The sequence below is a fragment of the Gordonia rubripertincta genome, assembly GCF_038024875.1.
Classification (GTDB): Bacteria; Actinomycetota; Actinomycetes; order Mycobacteriales; family Mycobacteriaceae; genus Gordonia; species Gordonia rubripertincta.
In genome coordinates, this window is record NZ_CP136136.1 from 766,416 (window position 1) to 790,473 (window position 24,058).

The 24,058-nt window shown below is 61.6% G+C and carries 18 protein-coding genes and 7 pseudogenes; 17 read left to right on the top strand and 8 right to left on the bottom strand.

Annotated features, from left to right (window positions below):
• Window positions 1–38 precede the first annotated feature (38 nt).
• From RVF83_RS03375 to RVF83_RS03385, 3 genes and pseudogenes are all read left to right on the top strand, one after another.
• Window positions 39–3,063: pseudogene (locus RVF83_RS03375) on the top strand (RND family transporter).
• A gap of 113 nt (window positions 3,064–3,176) precedes the next feature.
• Window positions 3,177–4,303: pseudogene (locus RVF83_RS03380) on the top strand (IS3 family transposase).
• Window positions 4,304–4,408: 105 nt separating this feature from the next.
• Window positions 4,409–4,759 carry an integrase core domain-containing protein gene (locus RVF83_RS03385; RefSeq protein ID WP_005194698.1) on the top strand — a complete coding sequence of 117 codons (351 nt, stop codon included), beginning with the start codon at window positions 4,409–4,411 and terminating at the stop codon, window positions 4,757–4,759.
• 293 nt (window positions 4,760–5,052) lie between these two features.
• On the opposite strand, the gene RVF83_RS03390 is transcribed toward RVF83_RS03385, so the two are convergent.
• Window positions 5,053–6,426, bottom strand: a complete 1,374-nt coding sequence (locus tag RVF83_RS03390) for an IS30 family transposase (RefSeq protein WP_423133005.1) — start codon at window positions 6,424–6,426, stop codon at window positions 5,053–5,055.
• Between the two features lie 121 nt (window positions 6,427–6,547).
• Window positions 6,548–7,807: pseudogene (locus RVF83_RS03395) on the bottom strand (IS3 family transposase).
• Window positions 7,808–8,116: 309 nt separating this feature from the next.
• Here RVF83_RS03395 and RVF83_RS03400 point away from each other — a divergent pair.
• From RVF83_RS03400 to RVF83_RS03410, 3 genes and pseudogenes are all read left to right on the top strand, one after another.
• The gene (locus RVF83_RS03400; RefSeq protein ID WP_005195137.1) at window positions 8,117–8,407 is read left to right on the top strand and encodes a transposase; all 291 of its coding nucleotides are present in this window, start codon (window positions 8,117–8,119) and stop codon (window positions 8,405–8,407) included.
• On the top strand, window positions 8,404–9,342 hold the full coding sequence (locus RVF83_RS03405; RefSeq protein ID WP_020169777.1) for an IS3 family transposase: 939 nt from the start codon (window positions 8,404–8,406) through the stop codon (window positions 9,340–9,342). Before RVF83_RS03400 ends, RVF83_RS03405 begins: the two co-directional genes overlap by 4 nt.
• A gap of 82 nt (window positions 9,343–9,424) precedes the next feature.
• Window positions 9,425–10,390, top strand: a pseudogene (locus tag RVF83_RS03410) (IS256 family transposase); the annotation flags it as partial.
• 33 nt (window positions 10,391–10,423) lie between these two features.
• Here the strand turns inward: RVF83_RS03410 and RVF83_RS03415 are convergent.
• From RVF83_RS03415 to RVF83_RS03440, 6 genes and pseudogenes are all read right to left on the bottom strand, one after another.
• The gene (locus RVF83_RS03415; protein WP_020169777.1) at window positions 10,424–11,362 is read right to left on the bottom strand and encodes an IS3 family transposase; all 939 of its coding nucleotides are present in this window, start codon (window positions 11,360–11,362) and stop codon (window positions 10,424–10,426) included.
• Window positions 11,359–11,649, bottom strand: a complete 291-nt coding sequence (locus RVF83_RS03420) for a transposase (RefSeq protein WP_005195137.1) — start codon at window positions 11,647–11,649, stop codon at window positions 11,359–11,361. Before RVF83_RS03420 ends, RVF83_RS03415 begins: the two co-directional genes overlap by 4 nt.
• 23 nt (window positions 11,650–11,672) lie before the next feature.
• On the bottom strand, window positions 11,673–12,131 hold the full coding sequence (locus RVF83_RS03425; protein WP_391489276.1) for an ATP-binding protein: 459 nt from the start codon (window positions 12,129–12,131) through the stop codon (window positions 11,673–11,675).
• A gap of 6 nt (window positions 12,132–12,137) precedes the next feature.
• Window positions 12,138–13,434: pseudogene (gene istA / locus RVF83_RS03430) on the bottom strand (IS21 family transposase).
• A gap of 82 nt (window positions 13,435–13,516) precedes the next feature.
• A pseudogene (locus RVF83_RS03435) lies at window positions 13,517–14,111 on the bottom strand (IS256 family transposase); the annotation flags it as partial.
• A 172-nt stretch (window positions 14,112–14,283) separates the two neighbouring features.
• On the bottom strand, window positions 14,284–14,760 hold the full coding sequence (locus RVF83_RS03440) for a PaaI family thioesterase (protein WP_005194983.1): 477 nt from the start codon (window positions 14,758–14,760) through the stop codon (window positions 14,284–14,286).
• Between the two features lie 256 nt (window positions 14,761–15,016).
• On the opposite strand from RVF83_RS03440, the gene RVF83_RS03445 reads away from it, so the two are divergent.
• From RVF83_RS03445 to RVF83_RS03495, 11 genes and pseudogenes are all read left to right on the top strand, one after another.
• Entirely contained in the window at window positions 15,017–15,751 is a 735-nt protein-coding gene (locus RVF83_RS03445) for an MlaE family ABC transporter permease (RefSeq protein WP_005194985.1), read from the top strand.
• 10 nt (window positions 15,752–15,761) lie between these two features.
• Complete coding sequence (locus tag RVF83_RS03450; RefSeq protein WP_423133006.1) at window positions 15,762–16,145, top strand: hypothetical protein; 384 nt, start codon at window positions 15,762–15,764, stop codon at window positions 16,143–16,145.
• Between the two features lie 37 nt (window positions 16,146–16,182).
• Window positions 16,183–17,327 (top strand): IS3 family transposase gene (locus RVF83_RS03455; protein ID WP_119033501.1). Its coding sequence is split into 2 segments (ribosomal slippage): window positions 16,183–16,450 and window positions 16,450–17,327, totalling 1,146 coding nucleotides; the frame shifts between segments, so codons are not numbered across the junction.
• A 60-nt stretch (window positions 17,328–17,387) separates the two neighbouring features.
• Window positions 17,388–17,915 (top strand): annotated as a pseudogene (locus RVF83_RS03460) (ABC transporter permease); the annotation flags it as partial.
• Between the two features lie 9 nt (window positions 17,916–17,924).
• Window positions 17,925–18,962, top strand: a complete 1,038-nt coding sequence (locus RVF83_RS03465) for an MlaD family protein (protein ID WP_005195121.1) — start codon at window positions 17,925–17,927, stop codon at window positions 18,960–18,962.
• Window positions 18,959–19,972 (top strand): MlaD family protein, encoded by a 1,014-nt coding sequence (locus tag RVF83_RS03470; RefSeq protein WP_005195122.1) that lies wholly within the window; start codon window positions 18,959–18,961, stop codon window positions 19,970–19,972. Before RVF83_RS03465 ends, RVF83_RS03470 begins: the two co-directional genes overlap by 4 nt.
• Window positions 19,969–20,964, top strand: a complete 996-nt coding sequence (locus tag RVF83_RS03475; protein WP_005195123.1) for an MlaD family protein — start codon at window positions 19,969–19,971, stop codon at window positions 20,962–20,964. Before RVF83_RS03470 ends, RVF83_RS03475 begins: the two co-directional genes overlap by 4 nt.
• Complete coding sequence (locus RVF83_RS03480) at window positions 20,958–22,019, top strand: MlaD family protein (RefSeq protein ID WP_005195124.1); 1,062 nt, start codon at window positions 20,958–20,960, stop codon at window positions 22,017–22,019. Before RVF83_RS03475 ends, RVF83_RS03480 begins: the two co-directional genes overlap by 7 nt.
• Window positions 22,016–22,480, top strand: coding sequence for an MCE family protein (locus RVF83_RS03485; protein WP_341261996.1), 465 nt, complete (start codon window positions 22,016–22,018; stop codon window positions 22,478–22,480). Before RVF83_RS03480 ends, RVF83_RS03485 begins: the two co-directional genes overlap by 4 nt.
• Window positions 22,473–23,060 carry a hypothetical protein gene (locus RVF83_RS03490; RefSeq protein WP_341261997.1) on the top strand — a complete coding sequence of 196 codons (588 nt, stop codon included), beginning with the start codon at window positions 22,473–22,475 and terminating at the stop codon, window positions 23,058–23,060. Before RVF83_RS03485 ends, RVF83_RS03490 begins: the two co-directional genes overlap by 8 nt.
• On the top strand, window positions 23,057–24,013 hold the full coding sequence (locus RVF83_RS03495) for an MlaD family protein (RefSeq protein ID WP_005195126.1): 957 nt from the start codon (window positions 23,057–23,059) through the stop codon (window positions 24,011–24,013). Before RVF83_RS03490 ends, RVF83_RS03495 begins: the two co-directional genes overlap by 4 nt.
• Window positions 24,014–24,058: the final 45 nt, after the last annotated feature.

Sequence of the window (24,058 nt, forward strand, 5' to 3'; positions counted from 1 at the left end):
TTCCACTGTGGGCCAGATGAGTTGGTGAGGTACTGCGTATGGTGGTCCATCGTCCCGATGACAAGCGCTTGGCAAGGCGGCCGTTGGTCGAGCGCAGCGAGTACAGCTCCACGTTGGGACGAATCGCGCGGTTCACTTTGACGCACAAGTCCCTGGTCATCGGGGTGTGGATAGCTGTCGGGGTGGTGTTGGCGGTGCTGTTTCCTCAGTTGGAGACGGTGGTGCGGCAGCAATCGGTAGATCCGATCCCTGCAGGGGTTCCGTCCTTTCAAGCTCTTGATCAAATGGGTGGCGCATTCGGGGAAAAGGGCGCTAAGACCACTGTCTTCGTGACCATGGAGAACCCGAATGGGCTTACAGAGGTCACGCGAGAGCGATACGACGCGTTGGTCCTACAGCTCCGTGAAAATTTTGACGATGTGCAATCGGTTCGTGACTTGCTGTCGGATCCGATCACTGCCCGCCAGGCGTTGAGTGAGGATGGCAAGGCCTGGTATCTGCCCGTCGGGGTCTCGGGGACCCTGGGCGGTCCGGCGGCGACTCATGCGGTGGAAACCGTCCGCGAAACCGCACGCCGGGTGTTTGAAGATACTGGTACCGCGGTTCATGTCACCGGACCCGCAGCCACCTTCAGTGATCAGATCGTGAGTGCCGAGAGCGACCTGGTCGTGATCACTTTGGCCACAGTCGCGCTGATCGCCCTGATCTTGCTGGTGGTGTACCGATCGCTGTTCACAGCACTGGTGCCGTTGCTGGTGATTGGTGTCAGCCTTGGGGTGGGCCGCGGCGTCTTGTCCGCACTAGGTGAGCTCGGAATGCCGGTGTCTCAGTTCACCGTCGCATTCATGACGGTCATTCTGCTCGGGGCCGGGGTGGACTACTCAGTCTTTTTCATCAGCCGCTATCACGAGCGGTTGCGCCAAGGCGCGCCTACCGCGGATGCTCTTGTGGACGCTACAGCGACGATCGGACGGGTCATCTTGGCCTCGGCGGCGACGGTGGCACTGGCATTCCTGGCTATGGCGTTCGGCGAACTGAGCGTCTTTTCCACCTTGGGTCCGGCCTGCGCGATCGCGATCCTCATCGGGTTCCTCGCCACTGTCACCTTGCTGCCGCCGGTGCTGCAGTGGGCAGCCCGCTTCGGTTGGGGCAACCCCCGACGAGACCTCACGCGCAAGTACTGGAATCGCGTGGCGGTGCTTGTCGTCCGCCGCCCAGTCCCCCTTCTCGCTATAACGATGGTGGGGCTGATCGTGCTGAGCACGATCGCGATGGGTATCCACATCACCTATGACGACCGCCAGGGCCAACCCGCGACGACCGACAGCAACCAGGGATATGCGCTGCTTGACCGCCATTTCCCCACAGATGTGACGGTTGCTGAGTTTCTTGTGGTGGATGCGCCGATCGACCTACGCACCGCCAGCGGACTTGCCGACCTCGAGCAGATGGCTTCGCGGGTATCCCAAATTCCCGGGGTGACTCGCGTCATCGGCGTCACCCGCCCCACCGGCGACAAACTCGAACAGGCCGAGCTGTCGTGGCAGAACGGTCAGATCGGGGACCAGGTGGCAGGCGCCGTCGCAGACGGCCAGCAACGAAAAGGCGACCTCGAGCAGTTGCGCTCCGGTGCCAACCAGCTCGCCGACGGGCTGGCCCAACTCGACACCCAGCTACGCCTCAACCTGACGCCACTCGCCGGTATCCTCACCCCAAGCAAGCACCGCCGGTCAACAAATCCAGCAGTACCAACCACTCCTGCGCCAGCTCGCCGCGTCCGCGCCCGCACTCGACCGCGCCTCACAGAACGCCCCACAACTTGCCGCCCTGACCCGCCAAACATCCGCGGCGCTGACAACAGTGACCTCAATCCTACCCCTCCTCGACTCAGCGCCCTGGTGCGCCCAAGTCCCCCAGTGCGCAACCCTGCGCGCACAGATTCGCGACCTCAACGCCACACTAGGGAGTGGACTGCTCGACCAGATCACCACCCTGTCAACACAACTCGCACAACTAGACACACCCCTCACGACGGTCACCGACCAACTCACCGCAACCGTCAACTCCCTCAACTCCACCCTGAGCACCATCAACAACCAAGACCTGCCCGCTAAGATCACTCAACTCCAAACTGGCGTGAGTCAGCTCGCCGCAGGATCACGACAACTCGCCGACGGCGTGTCCGCGCTGATCGACAGCAACCTTCAGCAACTAGCCGGGATGGCCACCCTAGCCACGCAACTCCAAACCTCCGCCCGCGAAACCGCCGGAACAGACTCCGCGACCGGCTTCTACCTGCCACCTCAAGCCAACGCAGACCGCCGCTTTGTCGATGTCGCTCGCCAATTCGTCTCGCCCGACGGCCATACCGTGCGCTACGCAATACAAACCAGCTTCGACCCCTACAGCACCGAAGCCATACAACTGACCAACACCATCACCGATGTTGCAAACGCCGCCAGACCGAACACCACCCTGGAGGACTCCCACATCGCAATCGCCGGATTCCCCGCCATCAACGCCGACCTGCAACGCCTACTCGCCGACGACTTTCAACTCCTGGCACTGGCAACCCTCATCATCGTCGGCCTGATCCTAATCCTTCTCCTCCGAGCACTCATCGCACCGCTGTATCTCCTAGGAACCGTCGTCCTCAACTACACCGCGGCACTGGGCATCGGCGTCCTAATCTTCCAACACATCCTCAAAACCGAGATCGCCTGGCCTGTACCGCTATTGGCTTTCATAGTCCTCGTCGCCGTCGGCGCAGACTACAACATGCTGCTCATCTCTCGCCTACGCGAGGAATCCCAGAACAACATACGAATCGGCGTTCTACGAACCGTCACCAACACCGGATCGGTCATCACCTCGGCCGGCCTCATCTTCGCTGCCAGCATGTTCGGCCTCATGGCTGGCTCGATCTCCATCATGACCCAAGTTGGACTGATCATCGGTATCGGACTACTGCTCGACACCTTTATAGTGCGCACCATCGTCGTGCCGGCCATCGCGACACTACTAGGCAAAACCAGCTGGTGGCCGAACAACGAAACCGTTTAACGTACTCCTGGTTTAGTTCCCCAGTATCCGCGCGGGACTGTCGCTAGGGACTGCTGCACGGATAGGTGACATCTGATCTGGCTTGCCTTCGGGCGGTCGGGAAGGATGTAGCTGTGCCCAAGCCGTACCCCCAGGAGCTCCGAGACGATGCGATCCGGGTGGCTCGTGATCGTGGAGAAGGCGTCACGATCGAGCAGGTCGCCAACGACTTCGGTGTGCACCCGATGACGCTGCACAAGTGGATGCGACGCGCGAATATTGATGGGGGCCGCAGCCCTGGCGTGACCTCGACCGAGTCCGCTGAACTGCGCGAGGCCCGTAAGCGGATCCGCCTGCTTGAGCAGGAGAACGAGGTGCTGCGTCGAGCGGCGGCGTATCTATCGCAGGCGAACCTGCCGGGAAAAGGCTGTACCCGCTCGTGAAAGAGCTCGCCGCCGACGGGATTGCCGTCGCGTGTCGTGTCGGGTACTTCAGCTCTCGCGCCAGCCCTACTACCGGTGGCTGGCCAGCCCGGTCACCAATGCCAAGCTGGCCGCGGCGTATCGGGCGAATGCCCTGTTCGATGCCCACCGCGAGGACCCGGAATTCGGCTACCGATTCCTCGCCGGGGAAGCCGCCACCGTGGGTGAGTCGATGACCGAGCGGACCGCGTGGCGGATCTGCCGCGACAACGCCTGGTGGTCGGTGTTCGGCAAGAAGCGAGGTCGTAACGGCCGACGACCGGGACCACCAGTCCACGATGATCTGGTCCAGCGCGACTTCACCGCCGAGGAGCCACATCGGTTGTGGCTCACTGGTATCACCGAACACCACACCCGTGAGGGCAAGCTCTATCTGTGTGCAATCAAGGACGTGCACTCCGGGCGGATCGTCGGCTACAGCATCGATTCCCGGATGAAAGTCCCGACTGGCCGTGGCAGCGTTGCACAGCGCGCTGGCCCGTCGTGGTGAGGTGGCCGGCTGCATCGTTCACTCGGATCGAGGGTCACAGCTCCGGTCGCGGAAATTCCTACACGCCTTGAATACTCACGGTCCAACGGGGTCGATGGGCAAGGTCGGGGCGTGAGGGGACAACGCAGCTATGGAGATCTTCTTCGCGCTCCTGCAACGCAACGTGCTCGACCGTCAACGCTGGGACACCCGTGAACAGCTACGGATCGCAATCGTCACCTGGATCGAACGGACCTACCACCGCCGGCGCCGGCCACCACATCGGCCGAGAATCAGACCCGGCGGCTGATGCGACTGGCCGGGGTCCGCGGAGTGCAGCGGGCAGCGAAGGCTTTCACCACCCGTCCCGACCCGACCACGGCCAGACCTACCGACCGAGTTCAGCGACAGTTTCGTGCCGATCGACCCAACCAGCTACGGGTCGTCCCAGCTATGGGTCGTCGACATCACCTGCGTGCGAACCTGGCAGGGCTTCGCCTACACCGAATTTGTCACCGATGCCTGCACCCGCGTGATCGTCGGTTGGCATGTTGCGGCTACCATACGGACCGAGCTGATCAGGCAGCGTCGGCCTTGGCGCACCGTCGAGCAGGTGGGGCTTGCCACCTGCGAATGGGTCTGGTGGTACAACCAACAGCGTCTACACGAAGCGCTCGACTATCAACCACCCACAGAGTTCGAGGCCGCCCTCAACGGCGCCTCAGCTATCTGCGAGTCGGCCGCCCCGGCCCTCGCAACCACATAGGAACTAAACCTGGGGTACTTCATGGTCTTGCGTCGACCAAATGAACCCCCAATACATATCGCTGGCCTATGCCGACCGGCTGATCGAGTTTAAAGTCGACCCCTCGGTCAGCACTGTGCGCGACTCCTCCGACAACACTCTCGCCGAAGCGTCAGGTACCGCGAGTGTCATTTGCCACGGTGAAGGGACCGCTGTGAGCTGATTTTTGCCATCGGGATGGGACCACCTGGATTGCCAGTTATGGGACCACCGGCGCGTTGGCGGATTCTAGGGGTCCTCGCAACACCGGTTGGTTAGACGGGTACAAGTAAATCACGCAGACGCTCGGCTGGGGTTCTCCAGTCGAGCGTTTTGCGTGGTCGACTGTTGAGTCGTTGGGCGACGAGTTCGAGGTCTGCGGCAGTGTGCACCGACAGGTCGGTGCCCTTCGGAAAGTATTGGCGCAGTAGCCCATTGGTGTTCTCATTCGAGCCTCGCTGCCAGGGTGAATGCGGGTCGCAGAAGTAGACGGGCACATTGGTAGCGATGCTGAACTGCTTGTGGGCGGCCATCTCGCAGCCCTGGTCCCAGGTCAACGATCCCCGCAGGTGCTCGGGCAGAGAACCGATCAGCGGGATCAGTACGTCACGGACTGCTTCGGCCGTGTGCTCGCCGGGTAGATGACCGAGGAGCACATAGCGAGTCGAGCGTTCGACCAACGTCACGATGGCTGATTCCGACCGGCTGCCGACGATGAGGTCACCCTCCCAGTGACCGGGCACAGCCCGATCCTCGACCTCGGCCGGTCGATCGGAAATCATCACCATCTCGTCGACGAACCGGGTGGTGCGTCGATCTGGGGACCGGTGAGGTTTGCGGTGGGTGCGGCCGGTGCGTAACGCGTCGGCGAGTTCGCGGCGCAACCCGCCCCGGGCTTGGACGTAGATCGCCTGATAGATCGTTTCGGTACTCACTCGCATCGCCTCGTCATCGGGGAATTCGATGATCAAAGTGTGACTGATCTGTTCGGGAGACCATTGCTCGGCGAGTTTGTTCGAAACGTAATCCCGCAACGGTCCACCGACCGCCAGCTTGGAGTCTTTTGGTCGTAAACGCGAACTTGCCCAGTCTCTTTGGGCTCGATGAGGGCGATACACCCCAGAAACGGAGTAGGCGTCGATTTCTCGTTTGATCGTCGATGCCGGCCGACCCAGCTGGCGCCCGATCTCCCGCAGCGAGTCGCCGGCGCGACGCATGTCGGTGATCTGTTCCCGCTCGGACAAGGTGAGAAACCGAGGATGCAGTGGGGCTTCGATCCGGGCCAGTGACGGTCGCGTGTCAACAGTGGTCACACCGGTCTTGTAGTCGATCCGACGGCCATCGGGGTGGAGGCGCGCGTTGCCGATCTTGCGGATCCCGCTATCCCAGTCCCGGGCGGTGCGGATGTGCACTCCGACTTGCTTGGCAGCCTCACGGCGGCCGACACCGGCAGCGCGCAGCGCGTCATAGCGAGCGCGTCCCGGATGCCCGGAAGTGCCCCGTTTGCCGCGACCACGTAAGCCGGCTCGACGAACCCACCCATATGCCGTGGCACGGTTGACTCCCACACTGCGCGCCGCTGCTGTCACGTTGCCGTATTCACGGTCCAACGCCTCGAAAAACAGCTCCTTCAACTCCGCAGAAACCATGATCCCCGCAACTCCCTGATAGCCAGGGTGTTGCGGGGATCACTAGAACCCAAGGTTGCGCTGGTGGTCTCTTGTTTTGTCCGTTGGGCCTTGACCCCGGACCTTGGACACAGGGTGGGATTTATGCTGCGTGTAGAAGTGTAGCAGCGTAACGGTTTTCGTAGGTGAGTGGTGATTGGTGCCCGCACCACGAGTGTCTTCGGCGGTTGTTGTAACGCACGAGCCACCCCAAAGACTTCACGCCGGCAGGTGAACTCATCGGGCCAGGACTGCTCATCTTGAAGGACCTCGCGTTTGAGCGTGGCGTTGAACGACTCGGCCATCGCATTGTCGGCGCTGGTGCCCACCGCTCCCATGGACTGGGTCACGCCGAGTTCAGCGCACAGGTTGGCGTAGGCCTTGCTGGTGTAGACCGAGCCGTGATCGGAGTGAAAGACCGCTCCCGACAACGACCCTCGCGTCTGTTGTGCCGCTTGCAAGGCATCGGCAACGAGATCGGTGCGCATATGATCGGCCACCGCCCACCCCGTCAACCGTCGGGAGTAGCAGTCGATCACCGTAGCCAGGTACAGGTTGGAGCCATCGGCGATCGGCAGATACGTGATATCGCCGACATACACCCGGTTCGTGGCGGGCGCGGTGAGATCGCGTTCCACCAGGTCAGGGACTATGCGATCGGCAGGTTCAGGGATCGTGGTGACCACACGACGGCGCCGCCGATAACCGACAATGCCGTGGGCGCGCATCACCCGCGCCACCCGTTTGTGATTGACCCGGTTCTCCAGCGCCACCCCATCGTTGAGTTCCGCGGTAATCCGCGGTGCACCACAGGTGCTGTCACCATCGTGAACCTCACGAATACGTTGCGCCAAAACATGATCAGCTTCCGCACGAGCCGCCCGGCGCGGGGCCGCCTTGCGCCAGGCGTAAAACGACGAACACGCGATCTCGAGGAGATCGCATAGCCACTTGACCGGGTAGGTGTCGAGGTGGTCGGCGACGAACTGGAAGCGGCTCACCAGTTCGTCTCCCCGGCGAAATACTTGGCCGCCTGACGCAAAATCTCCCGTTCGGTGCTCAGCTTGAGCTTCTCGCTACGCAGTGCCGCGTTCTCCCTCTCCAACCGTGCGATCTTGGCCTCAGCGCTTTCTGGCCCCACCACAGTGGGCCCATCGCCGTTGCGGGCCTTGAGCGGGCTGACCGCCCCGCTGCCATCGGCAGCGGTCTTGCGGCCGGTGCCGTAGCGCTCAAGCCAGTGACGCAACGTGCCGCGCTCGACCCCAAGATCGGCGGCGATACCGCGCACCGTGGCCCCGGGGGTCGACTCGTACAAGTCCACCGCGTCCTGACGAAACTGCTCTGAATAGTGTCTCCGAGCCATACCTTGATCATCTCGCTTCTCCCCGCGAACTGCGGGATTCAACGTGTCCAAGGTCCGGGGTCAGGTCCCGTTGACTCGGCCGTGACGAGCAGTCATGGAAGGGGCGGCGGCATGGGCTATCGGGAGGTTGCTGTGGAAGAGATCAGAGAAGTCCTGCGGTTGTGGCTGGGTCTGGCGGTGGGGTTACCGTCGCCGGGGCTGCGCACGATCGCCGCGCATGCGGGGGTGTCCGTGGCCATGAGAAAGTCCCCACTGGTGGGGGGTTGAGGTTCCCCCCGAACCGTAGAGGCATCGATAATGAGGAGCACGATGCCAGAGAAGCGGAAGAAGTACGACCGGGAGTTTCGTGATGGGGCGGTCCGGATCGTCGAGGAGACAGGTAAGCCGATCGCCCAGGTCGCTCGAGACCTGGGGGTCAACGAGGGCACCTTGGGTAACTGGGTCAACCGGGCGCGCGCCGAGCGGGAGGGCCGCGGCGAGCTGACCGTTGATGACGCTGCTGAGCTCAAACGGTTGCGTGACGAGGTCGCCGAGCTGCGCATGGAGCGTGATGTCCTCAAGCGATCAGTGGTCCTGTGGGTGAAGGAGGCGACGAAGTGAGCGTGGCACGCTTTATCGCCGACCAGAGGACCAACTATCGGGTGCCACACGCGGTGTCCTGCCGGCTGCTCGGGGTCAGCGAGGCGTGGTTCTACAAATGGCATAAGCGGACCCAATCGCCGGGTGCGGCAACGGGTTTGCACACCACCCGCGACTATCGCCGGGACACCATCGACCGGGCCGTGGCGGTGGCGTTCGACAAGGCCCGCGGCCTGCACGGGTCACCGCGCCTGCATGCGGATCTGCGTGCTGACGGGTGGACGGTGACCGAGAAGACTGTCGCTGATTCGATGTGTCGTCAGGGCCTGGTCGCGCGGCGGATCCGCCGGCGCAACGGGCTGACCCGTCAGGACAAGACCGCCCCGAAGTTCCCCGATTTGTTGGGTCGCGATTTCACCGCACAGTGCCCCGATCAGCGGTGGGTCGGCGACATCACCGAGATCCCGACCGCGGCGGGCAAGCTGTATCTGGCCACGGTCATCGACCTCTACAGTCGCCGCCTGCTGGGGGCGGCCACCAGTCGTCACCCGGATGCAGCGTTGGCGTGTGCGGCGATCGAGATGGCGGTCGCCACGCGGGGCGGTATGCAGGCGATATGGCGTGATGACGATGCGCAGAAGCTGATTTTCCACACCGATCGTGGGTCGACGTACACCGCGAAACGGTTCACCAGGCTGTGCCAGAAGATGGGTATCCGGCAGTCGATGGGCCGGGTCGGATCGTGTTTCGACAACGCCGCAGCGGAGGCATTCTTCTCTTCTTTGGAGTGGGAAGTGTTGTCACGCAACGAGTTCCATACTATCATGGAGGCGCAGGCGGTCGTGTTGGAGTGGTGCTACGGCTTCTACAATCACCAGCGTCGCCACAGCGCGATCGGGATGATGAGTCCGGTCGACTACGAGAACACCGCAGTCACCGAGCCCGAAGCCGCATAGAGGAGTCCTCCACGATTCCGGGGGAACCACAGGTGTCAGATGGTCTGTGTAAGTCCAGTGCTCATCAGTGAGAGGAAGATCTATGAGCATGGCGTTAGACGACAAGCAGCAGGGCCACGACGACGAGCAGTTGCCTGAACTGGCCGAGCCGCGCTCGACCGCGGAAGTCGCCGAGGCATTACAGGCCTCGGGCATGGTCGATGAGCTGCTCGCCCAGATCGATACCGGCCAGGTCCAGATCACCGGCGAAGGCGGGTTGATCCCAGGTCTGATCAAACTGGCCCTCGAACGCGGTCTGAAGGCCGAGCTGACCGATCACCTCGGCTATGCCAAGGGCGATCCGGCCGGGCGGGAGTTGCCCAACGCCCGTAACGGGTCGAGCCCGAAAACGGTGGCCTCGCAGGCCGGGCCGGTCGAGCCGAACATTCCTCGTGACCGTGACGGCACGTTCACCCCGCGGCTGGTCCCGAAGGGCTCGCGCCGCCTCGGCGGCCTCGACGACATCATCATCTCGCTCTACGCCGGCGGCATGACGTTGCGCGACATCCAACACCATTTGGCCTCCACGATCGGCACCGATCTCTCGCACGAGACGATCTCGAAGATCTGCGACGAGGTCCTCGACGCGGTCGATGAATGGCAGAACCGGCCGCTGGAGCCGTTGTATCCCGTCATCTACCTTGACGCCCTGGTGGTGAAGGTCAAAGACGGCGCCCATGTCCGAAACAAGCACGCCCACATTGCTATTGGCGTCGATATGGCCGGCGTCAAGCATGTGCTGGGAATCTGGATACAGGCCGAAGAAGGCGCCAAGTTCTGGGCCGGGGTGTGTGCGAATCTGGCCAACCGCGGCGTCAAGGACGTGCTGATCGTGTGCTGTGACGGGCTCACCGGATTCCCCGAAGCGATCGAGGCGACCTGGCCGCTGGCCACCGTGCAAACCTGTGTGGTGCATCTGATCCGCAACTCGATGCGGTTCGTGAACTACAAAGACCGCAAAGACGTCGCTCGGGCGATTAAACCGATCTACACCGCCCCCGACGCCGAGACTGTGGTTCCCCCGGAATCGTGGAGGACTCCTCTATGCGGCTTCGGGCTCGGTGACTGCGGTGTTCTCGTAGTCGACCGGACTCATCATCCCGATCGCGCTGTGGCGACGCTGGTGATTGTAGAAGCCGTAGCACCACTCCAACACGACCGCCTGCGCCTCCATGATAGTATGGAACTCGTTGCGTGACAACACTTCCCACTCCAAAGAAGAGAAGAATGCCTCCGCTGCGGCGTTGTCGAAACACGATCCGACCCGGCCCATCGACTGCCGGATACCCATCTTCTGGCACAGCCTGGTGAACCGTTTCGCGGTGTACGTCGACCCACGATCGGTGTGGAAAATCAGCTTCTGCGCATCGTCATCACGCCATATCGCCTGCATACCGCCCCGCGTGGCGACCGCCATCTCGATCGCCGCACACGCCAACGCTGCATCCGGGTGACGACTGGTGGCCGCCCCCAGCAGGCGGCGACTGTAGAGGTCGATGACCGTGGCCAGATACAGCTTGCCCGCCGCGGTCGGGATCTCGGTGATGTCGCCGACCCACCGCTGATCGGGGCACTGTGCGGTGAAATCGCGACCCAACAAATCGGGGAACTTCGGGGCGGTCTTGTCCTGACGGGTCAGCCCGTTGCGCCGGCGGATCCGCCGCGCGACCAGGCCCTGACGACACATCGAATCAGCGACAGTCTTCTCGGTCACCGTCCACCCGTCAGCACGCAGATCCGCATGCAGGCGCGGTGACCCGTGCAGGCCGCGGGCCTTGTCGAACGCCACCGCCACGGCCCGGTCGATGGTGTCCCGGCGATAGTCGCGGGTGGTGTGCAAACCCGTTGCCGCACCCGGCGATTGGGTCCGCTTATGCCATTTGTAGAACCACGCCTCGCTGACCCCGAGCAGCCGGCAGGACACCGCGTGTGGCACCCGATAGTTGGTCCTCTGGTCGGCGATAAAGCGTGCCACGCTCACTTCGTCGCCTCCTTCACCCACAGGACCACTGATCGCTTGAGGACATCACGCTCCATGCGCAGCTCGGCGACCTCGTCACGCAACCGTTTGAGCTCAGCAGCGTCATCAACGGTCAGCTCGCCGCGGCCCTCCCGCTCGGCGCGCGCCCGGTTGACCCAGTTACCCAAGGTGCCCTCGTTGACCCCCAGGTCTCGAGCGACCTGGGCGATCGGCTTACCTGTCTCCTCGACGATCCGGACCGCCCCATCACGAAACTCCCGGTCGTACTTCTTCCGCTTCTCTGGCATCGTGCTCCTCATTATCGATGCCTCTACGGTTCGGGGGGAACCTCAAGGCGGGTGACCCATCCGGTGGTGGTGTCGAAGAGCACAGGGTAGGCGTTGTGCGCGGCTTTGATCCCGAGCGCGATCGCGAGGTGGGTCTTACCCACTCCAGGTGGTCCGAGAAGGATCACGTTGTCGCTCTTAGCGATCCGGGTGCTGGTGGCCAGATGGGCGATAACATCGCGACGCAATCCTGGAAGGCGGTCGAAGTTGAAGTCCTCGAGTGTCTTGACCGCGGGGAAGCGAGCGCCACTGATCCGCAGCACGGTGCCGTTGGCTTCGCGTTCACTGACCTGGCGGTCAAGGATCGCTGCGAGGTACTCCTCGTGGGTCCAGTTGTCGGTGCGGGCCCGCTCGGCCAACTCGGCCCAGCAGCGGCGGATCGCTGGCATCTTCAACGCCCGCGCCGCGAACTCGATCTGCTTACCTGTGTGATTGTCGGACATGGTATTTCACCTTTCAGTGATAGTGGACGGGGTGGGTGGTTGAGCACCTGACGGGGTAGCAAAGTGCACCCCGAACAGGTCGTCGTAGTCTGGTAGCGCCCGGATCGGTACCTCGTGGCCGTCGGGGTGGGCGCGGATGCGGGCGGCGTTTCGGGCCCGGTTGGCGAGGTCTTGGCGGCGGTAGTCGCGGCGCAGTTCTTTGGCTGCCCGCACGTGCTGAGGGTCGGCGATGGTGACGTGGTTGGCCCAGCTGCGAGCGTGGTCGGCGACGGTGACCTCGCCGCACTGGATGCGCACCTGCTGCAGGTCGGCGGTGATGTCGACGAAGCGACCGATCACCGACGGGTGCACCGAATAGTCATTGCCGGCCACACGTACGTAGTAGTCGCGACCGAGTCGCACCCGGCTACTCAACCCGATATGAGGTGCGGTCGGGGGAAGCCCGGCCATCTGCTCGAGGTCCTCGGCGAGCGCATCACACGGGCGTCGATCACCGATCGCGCGCACCACTCGGGTGTTGGCATGATCGGCCAGCCACCGATCGAACTGGGCGGTGAAATCGTCCGGTGAGGCGAACTGGCGGCCCGGCAGGAACGAGGTCTCGAAGAATCGGTTGTTGCGTTCGACCATGCCCTTGTACTCGGGGTCTCGCGGTGGCGCCAGCTCCAGCCGAGTGCCCAAGGTGCCCACGAATCCTGCGGCCAGCGCGGTGGGTGTGCCCTTGGGGCCGATCGCGGCTTCGCGGTCCCACACCAGCTTGCGGGTCACCGCGCCCAGTTGCGACAGCAGCAGCCACATCCCCGTCAGGATGTCTCCGCCCTGGCGCGACGGGATCATCACCGCCGACCGGTATCGGGAGAACGCCAATGTCATCACCAATACCGGTAACATGGCGAATTGATTGTGGCCCACTGGGATTCGGTAGTCCGGGAACCACAGATCCCACTGCGAACAGCCGCCGGGCTCATAGATCACCCGATCGGCCGGATCTACCCCACGAAACTCCGGGCGAATCACCCGGACCCGGTCTTTGAGGACAGTCAACGATCTCGTCCACCCGATCCGCTCCGCGATCACCGTCGCCGGCATCGTCGGATACTCCCGCAACAACGCCCGGATCTGCGGTTCGAACGCATCGACCACCGAGCCCTTCGCCGGTCGCGAGTACTTCGGCGCGGTGTCTGAGGCCAACGCCGCCCGCACCGTGTTACGGGCCACCCCCAACCGGCGCGATCTCCTTGATCGGCACACCCTCACTGCGATGCAAACGGCGGATCTCCGCCCACTGCTCCACTGAAATCACCCTCCTAACAAGACGGGGGTCAAAATTCACCCGTCGTCAGGGGGTCAGTTTTCAGGCGCCGTCAACATACCCTTCGGGATCGATCCAACGACCGCGTCACCAGGTAGAGCGTTTTGAGTGCGGACTGCTCGTTCGGGAAGTGCCCTCGAGCGCGCACCGCACGCCGCTAGCGGGGCGTTGAGACTTTCGATAGCGTTGGTGGAGCACAACACTCGTCGAATTTCGACGTCGTTGTCAAGGAACGGGATGAACTCCTCCCACGCACTCTCCCACAGGGTCACGATCGCCGGGTACGGCGTGCCCCACTTCTCAGCGAATTCCTCCCATCGCAGCCGGGCCTCAGCGGCGGTCAGCGCGGTGTAGATCGGTCTGAGATCGGCGCTGATCTTGTCCCTATACTTGCGGGAGGCGTACTTGAAGGTGTTCCGGATCAAATGGATGATGCACGTCTGTACCGTGGCCAACGGAAACGCGGCGGACACACTGTCGGGCGACCCTTTCAAGCCGTCACAGACAAGGGAGAAGATGCCCCTGGCACCCCGGTTCTTGAGGTCGGTGAGCACCGCCCGCCGGAACGTGGCCGACTCGCTGCCGCCGTCGCCAGCCCACATGCCGAGGATGTCTTTGTGCCCATCGAGATCAACCCCGATCGCGGCGTAGATCGGCCGGCTACTCACTCACGCACCTCATCCGCGGTGGTGACATCGTGTTCTTGACCAGTCTCAACTGGCCCTGCCACCAGGGCATCCACGCCCTCGACTGTGTCGGTCATCGTCGTGATTCCTCCTGCCCCACGCCGGGGGCGATCAAACCACTTACACCGAATCAGCGACAGTCCCCCCTGCGGCGTCAGTCTGTACGCGTGAAGTTGGCGAAGAAGTCATCGATTGTTGATAGGTCGGCATACCGTCGAAAATGAGCGACGTCGACCTTGACGAAGACACCGCTAGAGGTGAAATACGTTCGATCATCGAACGATCCAACGGCCGCGATGTGCAGTAGGCGATCCGACTCGTGGTCAATCCAAGCAGAGAGGCGAATGGGAGTGTGCAGAGGGACCGGCTGACGGTATTCGACGGTCAGGGTGCGGGTCACCGCGGGGGTCCGCGCGATCCACAGGGTGAAACCCATGATGTCGTCGCAAGCGGCCGAGATCGCTCCGCCGTGCGCCAACCCGGGCGCGCCAAGGTGCCTCTCGTCGAAGGTGTGATCGGCGTACACCCGCTCGCCACTCCGGTAGACCTCAAGTTGAAGTCCGTGGGGGTTTTCGCTTCCGCAGCCCATGCACTGGGACGAGTGCGCCGGCAGTCTTGCTTCTGAGGTCATCTTCTGATCGTTGTCCTTACTAAGCCGCCACCTACTCAAACAGGGTGCGGGGGTCGATGAGGTGTGGGAGCAGGTCCCGACACGGTCTTTCTGTAAACACTATAGGTAATACTGCCAGTACCTGGTACCGTCCATAACGCGCACCAGCATTAAGCGGCGCATACCCCGTGTACGAGGGAAGGAGAGGTCCATCACCACTCGGACCGGCGCCAACCGTTTCCTGGACGGCGCCGCCACTTTCGGTAGCACCCTCGGCTTGGCTGGCCAGGCCCTGCGGTGGGTAGCGGTAGACATTGCTACGGGACGGTTTCCGTTTCGCGAAGCCGTATCGCAGACTTGGTTCGTTATTGTCGTGACGACTCTGCCCGCGATTCTGGTAGCTGTGCCATTCGGTGTCATCGTGTCGGTACAAGTGGGAAGCCTCACTCAGCAAGTTGGGGCCACGTCAATTGCTGGCGCCGCTGGGGGCCTCGGGATCATTCAACAGGGAGCGCCCATCGTTACCGCCCTTCTACTCGGGGGCGCGGCCGGATCAGCGATTGCCTCTGATTTGGGCGCTCGAACGATTCGCGAAGAAATTGCCGCCATGGAGACACTCGGACTCAACCCCACCAGGCGCGTCGTAGCACCTCGGTTCGTATCTGTGTTGATCACTGCGCCGATGCTCTGCATGCTGATCGTCTTCACCGGGCTGCTGGCGGGCTACGCCATCAGCGTCGATGTCCAAGGCATCACACCCGGCAGCTATGTTGCATCGTTCGCGTCGTTCGCATCGGTAACCGACATCGTTGTCGCTCTATGCAAATCGCTTGTGTTCGGACTTGTCGTGGTGACGATTGCTTGTCACCGCGGGCTGTCGACGAAGGGCGGCCCTAAAGGCGTCGCAACCTCGGTCAATGCCACCGTAGTGCTGGGTGTCGTCGCGTGCTTCGTGATCAATGTCTTTATCACGCAACTAACAACCATGTTCGTCCCCCAAACCATTGGATGAGAAACGCCTCGTGACCACCGTTCCCTCCCGGAGGTTCTCCGCCGCCACCCGGCCGGTCGGTGCCGTGATCGCGCCCGTTGCACAAGTACCTGAACGCTTGGGGCACGTCGCGACCTTTGTGATCGCCGCGGTCCTCGGCATCCGCCATGTCATCACCACATACCGGCGCCAAACCCTGCTCTACATACAAGAATTCGCCTGGGGTAGAGGTGCAGTCTTGGTCGGTGGTGGAACGGCCATCGTCCTCGCCATCCTCGGCATCGCCGTCGGCGCCTCAATCGGTATCCAGGGTTACGCCTCGCTGGACCTCGTAGGGATGGGTTCACTGACTGGATTCATCTCTTCCTACTGGCGTGTCCCCCGTAAACCGGTCCGGTTGGTTTTAGAGTCCTGATTGCCCTGTTGAGGGCAGAGAAGGGACGATGAGGATCATGGCAGGACGCAAGCGCCACTCGGCAGAGGACATTGTGCGCAAGTTGCGCCGGGCTGACGAGTTGGCGGCGCAGGGCAAGACCGGCGAGGAGATCGCCGCCGACCTCGAGGTGTCGGCAGCCACCTTGTACAACTGGCGCCGCCAGTACGGCGGCATGGACGGTGACGCGGCCAAGGAGCTCAAGGAGCTGCGTGAGCAGAACGGCCGGCTCAAGCGCCTGCTCGCCGATGCCGAGTTGGAGAAGGACGCGCTACGGGAGATCGCCAAGGGAAAATTCTGAGCCCAACCGCCAAACGCGCCGCCATCGACATGCTCAAAGACGTGATGAACATGTCAGAACGCAAGGCGTGCAGGGTAGTTGGGCTTGCTCGTTCAGCGTATCGTCAACTGCCGCAAGCGCACACCCCGGCTGACCCGGATGCTGGCCTGCGCCAGCAGCTACGAACCTACGCCCGTCAGAATTCTCGCCACGGGTTCCGTCGGGCGTGGGCCTGGCTGCGTTTCGACGAAGGCGACACCGTGAACAAGAAGAAGGTCCACCGGCTGTGGAAGGAAGAAGGATTGCAGGTGCGCCGGGCGCCGCGGCGTAAACGGGCCGGCCAGTCGTCGGTGCCGATTGCCACCGCGGACGCACCGAAAGTGGTGTGGGCATTGGACTTTCAGTTCGACTCGACCGTGGATGGCAAGAAGGTCAAGATCGCATCGATGGTCGATGAACACACCCGGATGTCGCTGCTCAACATTGTGGATCGCTCGATCGCCGCCGACCGGTTGATCGAGGAGTTGAAGAAGACCTTCGCGATCTGGGGTGGCCCACCGAAGGTGCTGCGCATGGACAACGGCCCTGAGTTCATCTCTGAGGCCCTCCAGACGTTCTGTGCAGGGTCGGTGGGGATTTCCTACATTCCGCCCGGCACACCGTGGAACAACGGGTTCATCGAGTCGTTCAACAACCGGTTGCGCGACGAGTGTTTGAACCGCAACTGCTGGCCCACCCTGTTGGAGGCCCGCGTGGTCATCGAAGACTTCAAAGACGACCACAACCACCGACACCGCCACTCAGCGCTGGGCTACAAGACCCCGGCCGAGTACGCTGCCCGATGCACCCACCAGCACCACCCCGTGGGCTGCGAGATCGACTGACCGACCGCAAGTAAGAACTGGCTCTAGGACCGACTGGACCGGTTATCGGGGACCTGCCACTACGCTAACACCCGAGAGCTTGCGCCAATGATCGCTGCGATCGGGTTCGCAGCACAAGCCGGCTGCCGGTTGACAGCTGAGATAGGCTCGATGCGCATTTCCGAGGAGATCGACGCTCTCGAGGCTATGGCGGTACGTCCCATTCCCTTCGTCGTCAGCACTCGCGTAGTGGCGTCGATCACGACCGTGATTCCTTTGTACATCATCGCGCTTATTCTCGGATTCGCGGCCGCTAAGCTCGTCGTCACACAGGTACACGGCCAATCCGGCGGCACTTATGATTTCTATTTCGACCAGTTCCTCAAACCTCAGGACCTTATCTTCTCGCTCATCAAAGTTCTTGTATTTGTCGTTTCCGTAGTGATTATCCATAGCTATCAGGGCTACTTCGCCACAGGCGGAGCTGAGGGGGTAGGCCGGGCGTCCGGCCGAGCGATCCGCACGAGCCTCATCGTCATCGTCGTGGAGGACATGATTCTGACACTTCTGATGTGGGGATTCGATTCCGGCGTACGGATTTCTGGGTAGGGGGGTTCAGTGGCTGTCTTTCATGATCCGTCCGGGCGCGAACCATCGCACGGGAACCTGGTCCTTCGGGGGGTCGCCCTCTTAATCCTCGGCGCGATAGCTGCCTACTTACTGATAAGTGACGCTAACGGTGACTTCAGCGATCACACGTCGTTGACCATCAACACCGACGCGATAGGCGACGGATTGAAGGGGGGATCGGAAGTGAAGTACCTTGGGTTCACCGTGGGCGAGGTCTCGAGCATCTCGGTTCGAGACCGTGGCGCGACGGTCAAAATCAACTTCACCGGTTCCGGCAACGACCTAGATCTCCGGCAGGGCATGACGGTGAATTACACTTCGGCAAACGCACTGGGACCGACGGCACTGGAAATCGTAGATCCTGGACACGGACCGCCCATCGGTTCCGGCGGGAGTGTCTACGTAAGCAGGTTGCAGTCTGAACAGACCTCGGTGTCAACACTTGTTCGCAAGATCTCCACGCTGGTCGAGGCACTGGACCAGCCCTCGTTCGAAGCGGTGGTGAGGTTCATCGTCGAGGATTCGCAGGCAATGTCTGATAGCGGAAAACTCGTATTCCAGATCGCGAAGCTCACGCGGGATGTCCAGAAACGGCCGGTCGGGGAGGACCTAGAAATTGCAGCCAATCTGTCCACCGGAGTCGCCGACTTCATGACGCCGTTCGTCCCTGGCGTCTTGAAGAACGTCGATATCGCTGACTTTTTCGCCACTCAACAGAACATCGATCGCACGAAAAGCAATCTCGGCGACACGGGAAAGGTTCTGTTCGGTGCACTCGGCGGACTGCTCGACAAGAATTACCCGGCCCTGAGTTCGCTGTTAGACGTCGGCCTTGATCTAGCGCGGCCCGTCGCCAGATCCGCCTCGGGGCTCGTTCGCACGGTGTACACGATCCCGCAGATCCTCGATGGCATCGACAAAGCCTTGCCGAAATTCGGCGACCGAGTCCAGCTCCAGCTAGCACTGGTGGTCCAGACCTCACCTGCTCTACAAAGCGCATTGAGAATGGGGGGGCCCACGGGATGACTCTGAGGTCTCTGACACCCACAATCATTAAGATCACCGCGTTCACCGCTGTCATCGGCGTCCTTACGTATGTCATCATCGCGATTCTGCAGCCGACCAACGAAGGATCCTCCAGTTCGCAGCGTTCCGCGGTTTTTGCCGACGCTTCCGGACTCAAGCCCCGCGACGGGGTACGACTCGCTGGAGTGAAGGTGGGATATGTAACGGCTGTCGACCTGAAGGGATCAACAGCGATCGTCCGTTTCCAACTGGACGACGGCGTCTCGATTACCCCCGCGACGACTGCCGCCGTCCGTTACCAAAACCTGCTGGGGCAGCGGTATGTGGAGCTCATCAATGCCGGACAAGGCGCCGACCAGGAGTCGATCACACAGGTGGCACTCAACAAGACCGTCCCGTCGTTCGACGTATCGACACTATTCAACAGTTTCAAACCAGTATTCGATACATTGAATACGGCCGAGATCAATGAGCTTCAGTCGAACCTGCTACGGGTCGCCCAGGGGGACGGTCGAGGTATCGCACCAGTCATGAAGCAAGTCGCGAACATCACCGAGTACGGGAACCAGCGTTCAGAGATCATCACCAACATTGTGACGAGCCTGGGACAGGTGTCTGATCAGTTGATGGGGCGCTCCGCCGAACTGGTCGAGTTGATAGACAAATTGGGGTCAATCGTCGATGCGTTCAGCCGCGTGAGCGATCGCCTGAGGGCCTCGCTGCGGGAGGTCAACCGTTCGATGGCGAAGACTGTGCTCTCCGGTGAGCAGATCGAGTCGACCTACGACACCAGCTTCGCGGCCATTTATCAGAGATTGGTGCGGGAGCCAGGGGATACAGAAAGCTTACTGAACGGTGCCGTTCTCCTGAAGCCACTCCTGGACGCCCTGGAAACTACATCCAAAGCGACACCTTCGTCCTCGGCGGCAGGGTGCGCCCGAGGAGTGCTCGACCTACCGAGAACAGCGCAGATCGCCCTGATGGGTCAACGACTGGTGGTGTGCCAGTGACCCGCTTCTTCGATAAGCGTCCGCATCACCGCCCGCAGCGTCGGCGCGACCTCATCCTGGCGGGAGTCGTTACGATGGTCACGGTGGCCGGCCTCGTCGTGGCGGGTGCTGTGTACATCTCACCGCCCGGACAAACTATCTACAGTGCCAAGTTAGTCAATACCGGCGGATTGGAAGCCGGCGACCAGGTACGTATCGCCGGGATCAGGAAAGGCAAGGTCGCGTCAGTCGACCTGACCGGAACGTTCATCACCGTGCGATTCCGGCTGGATGACTCGATTGCCGTTCGGTCGGACGCGACGGCGAACGTCCGTCTCATCACCCCTATTGGTGGACGTGTATTGGACCTCGACCCAGGTTCAGGCCCGTCGGCCCTCGACGGTGCAATCCCACTGGAGCAGACAAGCAGCACCTACGACATTTCCAGCACGCTTGAGACAACCACACCGGTGTTCCGTGACGTGCGTGGTGTTGATCTACGGCGCACAGCGGCGCTGCTACAGAATGCTTTCTCCGACGGAAACACCAATATCCCTGATGCCCTGCAAAACGCGAGCAGCCTGATGGACCTACTGCAACGTCAGTACGCACAACTCGACAAGACGATGACGTTGTCCGATGAGTACGTCGCCGCCCTCGCAAACCGCAAGCAGGTACTCGTGGACTTCCTCCGCCAGCTCAGCTTCCTTGCCCGCACCCTTGGACCAGACATCGCCAACGTCCAGAACGGATTCGATTATCTGCGCCGTCTTTTCAAGCTACTGACCCGACCGCTTGTCGCGTACCGCGACGGAATAGAACCATCGGTACAACAGTTCAAGACCCTTCTGAACAAGGTGTCGGCCCAGATGCCCGCCTACGCAAACGCGCTGACCCAGGTCGATCAGATCACCAGACGACTGAGCATTCTTCTCGACGCTCCAGAGGTCGGTCCAGCGAGTCCTGAACCGACTGTCCGCATCTGCATCCCGAGTGGTGATCAAAAATGCTGACAGAGCGGATGCGTCAGCATCTGATCCCGATCGCCACCATCGTCACACTCGCAGTAGTGATCGCGGCCGTAGGAATCAACTATGCGACAGCCGACGACGACACGCGGCCACTATGTGCGGAGTTTTCCGACGCATCAGGTCTGTACGAAGGCAACTCCGTCGCGATGCTCGGCAAGAAGGTGGGCAGGGTCGTAGGCATTCACGAGGAGGGCCAGAGGGGCGTGCGTGTCGACATGCGGATCGACAAGACCGTGCCGCTTCCCGCGGATGTGGGGGCCACCCTGGTGTCCACCTCGATTGTCACCGAAAGACAAATCGAGTTCACCCATCCCTATCGCGGCGGAGAGCATTACGAGTCGGCCAAGTGCATACCACTGAACAAAACCAGGACTCCACTGGGGATTAGTCAAACGCTCGACGCGATCAGCACTCTTTCCGATGAACTCGTCAAGGACGGCGGACGTGACACCGATGCGATTCTCCAGGCGCTCACGCTCGTCTCCAAGAACATGGAGGGAACCCAGGGCGATATCTCTGGCATTCTCAAGGACTCGGCCACGCTGATCAACGATCCGACCCGGCGTGATGGTCAGATACGCAGAATTGTAGCCAACCTCGCGACCTTAACCGGTGTTGCCACCGAGAACAGTGCTGAGGTGACCCAGCTGTTCGACAACTTCGTCGGCGCAATCGAGGTGATTGTTGCTTTCGGTCAAACATTCGGCGCCGCAACAGAGTACGCAGGTACCTTCGTCCCCATCCTGTCGCGATTGGCGTCCGACTTCGGTCCACCGATCTTCGCAATTGGTGATGCTGCGGTTCCACTCCTCGCGCAAGTAGGCAAGCAAGAGAACATCCTGGCGACCGTCGCCGCTCGAACGGCTGACCTCATCGTCAAGCATCCGGATGCGAAGTCGATCCTGCGGGCATTCGCCGTGTCTGTCCCACTGCAGACCCTAAGAACGGCGTGTGCCTCTCCCCCCGTCAACGGCGTCTGCAGGACGGGTAACGAAGTGGCGACGATCGCTAACTTGATCGGAGGGCAATCTCAATGATGACCTACGGCTACCTTCGCCGTGTCACGGCCGCGATCGTGACGCTGTTCGCAGCGACCATCGCCCTCGCCGCCTGCAGCATCAACGCCGACAACCCGCCGACCATCGGCGGATCATCCGCCCGAGACGGCTACGACATCGAGATCGAGTTCACGAGTGCTCTGAACTTGCCTGCCCGTGCCAAAGTCCTCTCTCGAGGGATTGACGTCGGTGCCGTCACCAGCGTCACGTACGACGGAGGCCACGCGCTGGTTGCCGCCCGAATTGATAAAGACGCCCAACTGCAGGAAGATTCGCGCGCGGAACTCCGCCAAGACACTCTCCTGGGCGAGATTTATGTGGCCATCCTTCCCCCCGCACAGCAGTCCACCCCAAGCCTTGCTGCACGCGGGATCGGTAATACCTCTCTCACGCACCGAACCGGCTGCCAACGTCGAGGACGTGATGCGGGGGATGGCTAATGTACTGGGCGGGGGTGAACTCGATAAAATCCATACCGCGATATCGACACTGAACTCGACCTTTCCGAGTGACCCCGCCCAATTCGATACGCTTTACCGCACGACGTTGCGCACCGTGTCTGAGGTGTCCGCCAACACCGACAAACTCGACGTAGTCCTGCAGTCGGCCGATCGCACACTGAAAGTGATCCTGGCCGACCCGTCAGGTACTGACCGAATGTTGACCAAGGGGGGAGTGAACTTCTATGGTCTGGGCTATTCGCTAATTGACGTCGCGCTACTTATCGCCAACCTGCGCGACTTCGCAGTATCTGCCGGCCGTATCGTCGACCCTGAGTATTCCCGCATCAAGGAAACGGTAGGAGCGATCGCGCCGGTAATCGCGTCCATCGCGTACTCGGACATCTACTCCAAGGATGTTTCCGACAAGGCGACGCGTGTAATACGCGAGAAGCTCATCCCATTCGTCAGCTCGCCAGATATCAACGTTTCCGACGTGTCTATCGACGGCCAAGATCTAGCCCGACGTGATGCCGGGTCGTTCATTAACGTATTGCGAGCGATCGGAATGATGCCATGATCCGCAGCACCGTCGTATCCCTGGTTGCCCTTGTCGTCGTCTTCCTCGTCGGAGCAACATACCTGACCATCGACGTGGCACGAATAAACCCGTTCCGCTCCGACTACACGATCTCGGCCATACTCAAGAGCTCGGGCGGCCTGCTCGACACATCGCCGGTGATGCTAGAGGGGGTGCCGGCGGGCAAGGTGACATCTATTCGCGTCACAGATAATCAGCTCGCCGTCGACATGTCCATCGACTCCGGCTACAAGATCCCTCGCGGCAGTGTCATGACGATCCAGAACCTCTCGGTCGCGGGAGAGCAATACATCAACTTCATCCCACCGGATACCACCACCAGTGAGTACTTGCGTAGTGGGGACCTAGTGCCCGCCAGCGCCATCCACGTGTCCCAATCCGTTCCCCAGGTGCTCCCGAAAATGTCGGCAGTGGCCGACGCGCTCGATCCAGCATCGATTCAGACCATCAACGAAACGATCTCGGCTGCAGTCGACGGCCGGCAAAAGGACCTCGACACGATCGGAGACATGATGCACCGCCTCGTGGACTTCGTCGGTGACGACGGTGCGGTCCGTACCACCGCGGACAATGCCGAGTTCCTCCTGGGCCTCATGTCGAACGTGGGCGGTGTGCTCAGTACCGCGTCGGTCCGGACCCCGGATGCCGTCGACGGTTTGGCGAGAATCCAACGTGCGTTCATCGTTTTCACCTCTACGTCCTACGACAAATGGCCACCAATCCTGAAGCTAGTGGAAAAGCTCAGCGGTTACATCCAGATACTTCAGCCCGACATTGTCGCCATCACCCGCGCGGTCAAACCGGCGACGGCGAAAGTCGCAGACACATACGTCGACTTCGGATCGATCGGTGATCTCCTGGCGCGAACATTCCCCGCGTCCCATCGGGGACAGGCGCAAATCCCGATCGCCGTCACACCATCACCCCGCTGACGCCCGATGTCGCCCCCCCTACCCCAGCATTTACAGAAGGCAGCA

Excerpts from the sequence above, each read along its gene's own strand:
- RVF83_RS03390 (WP_423133005.1), bottom strand. The coding sequence starts at position 6,426 with ATGGTTTCTGCGGAGTTGAAGGAGCTGTTTTTCGAGGCGTTGGACCGT.
- RVF83_RS03440 (WP_005194983.1), bottom strand. The coding sequence starts at position 14,760 with ATGACCTCAGAAGCAAGACTGCCGGCGCACTCGTCCCAGTGCATGGGC.
- RVF83_RS03425 (WP_391489276.1), bottom strand. The coding sequence starts at position 12,131 with ATGTCCGACAATCACACAGGTAAGCAGATCGAGTTCGCGGCGCGGGCG.
- RVF83_RS03480 (WP_005195124.1), top strand. The coding sequence starts at position 20,958 with ATGCTGACAGAGCGGATGCGTCAGCATCTGATCCCGATCGCCACCATC.
- RVF83_RS03495 (WP_005195126.1), top strand. The coding sequence starts at position 23,057 with ATGATCCGCAGCACCGTCGTATCCCTGGTTGCCCTTGTCGTCGTCTTC.
- RVF83_RS03490 (WP_341261997.1), top strand. The coding sequence starts at position 22,473 with ATGGCTAATGTACTGGGCGGGGGTGAACTCGATAAAATCCATACCGCG.
- RVF83_RS03420 (WP_005195137.1), bottom strand. The coding sequence starts at position 11,649 with ATGCCAGAGAAGCGGAAGAAGTACGACCGGGAGTTTCGTGATGGGGCG.
- RVF83_RS03470 (WP_005195122.1), top strand. The coding sequence starts at position 18,959 with ATGACTCTGAGGTCTCTGACACCCACAATCATTAAGATCACCGCGTTC.
- RVF83_RS03485 (WP_341261996.1), top strand. The coding sequence starts at position 22,016 with ATGATGACCTACGGCTACCTTCGCCGTGTCACGGCCGCGATCGTGACG.
- RVF83_RS03400 (WP_005195137.1), top strand. The coding sequence starts at position 8,117 with ATGCCAGAGAAGCGGAAGAAGTACGACCGGGAGTTTCGTGATGGGGCG.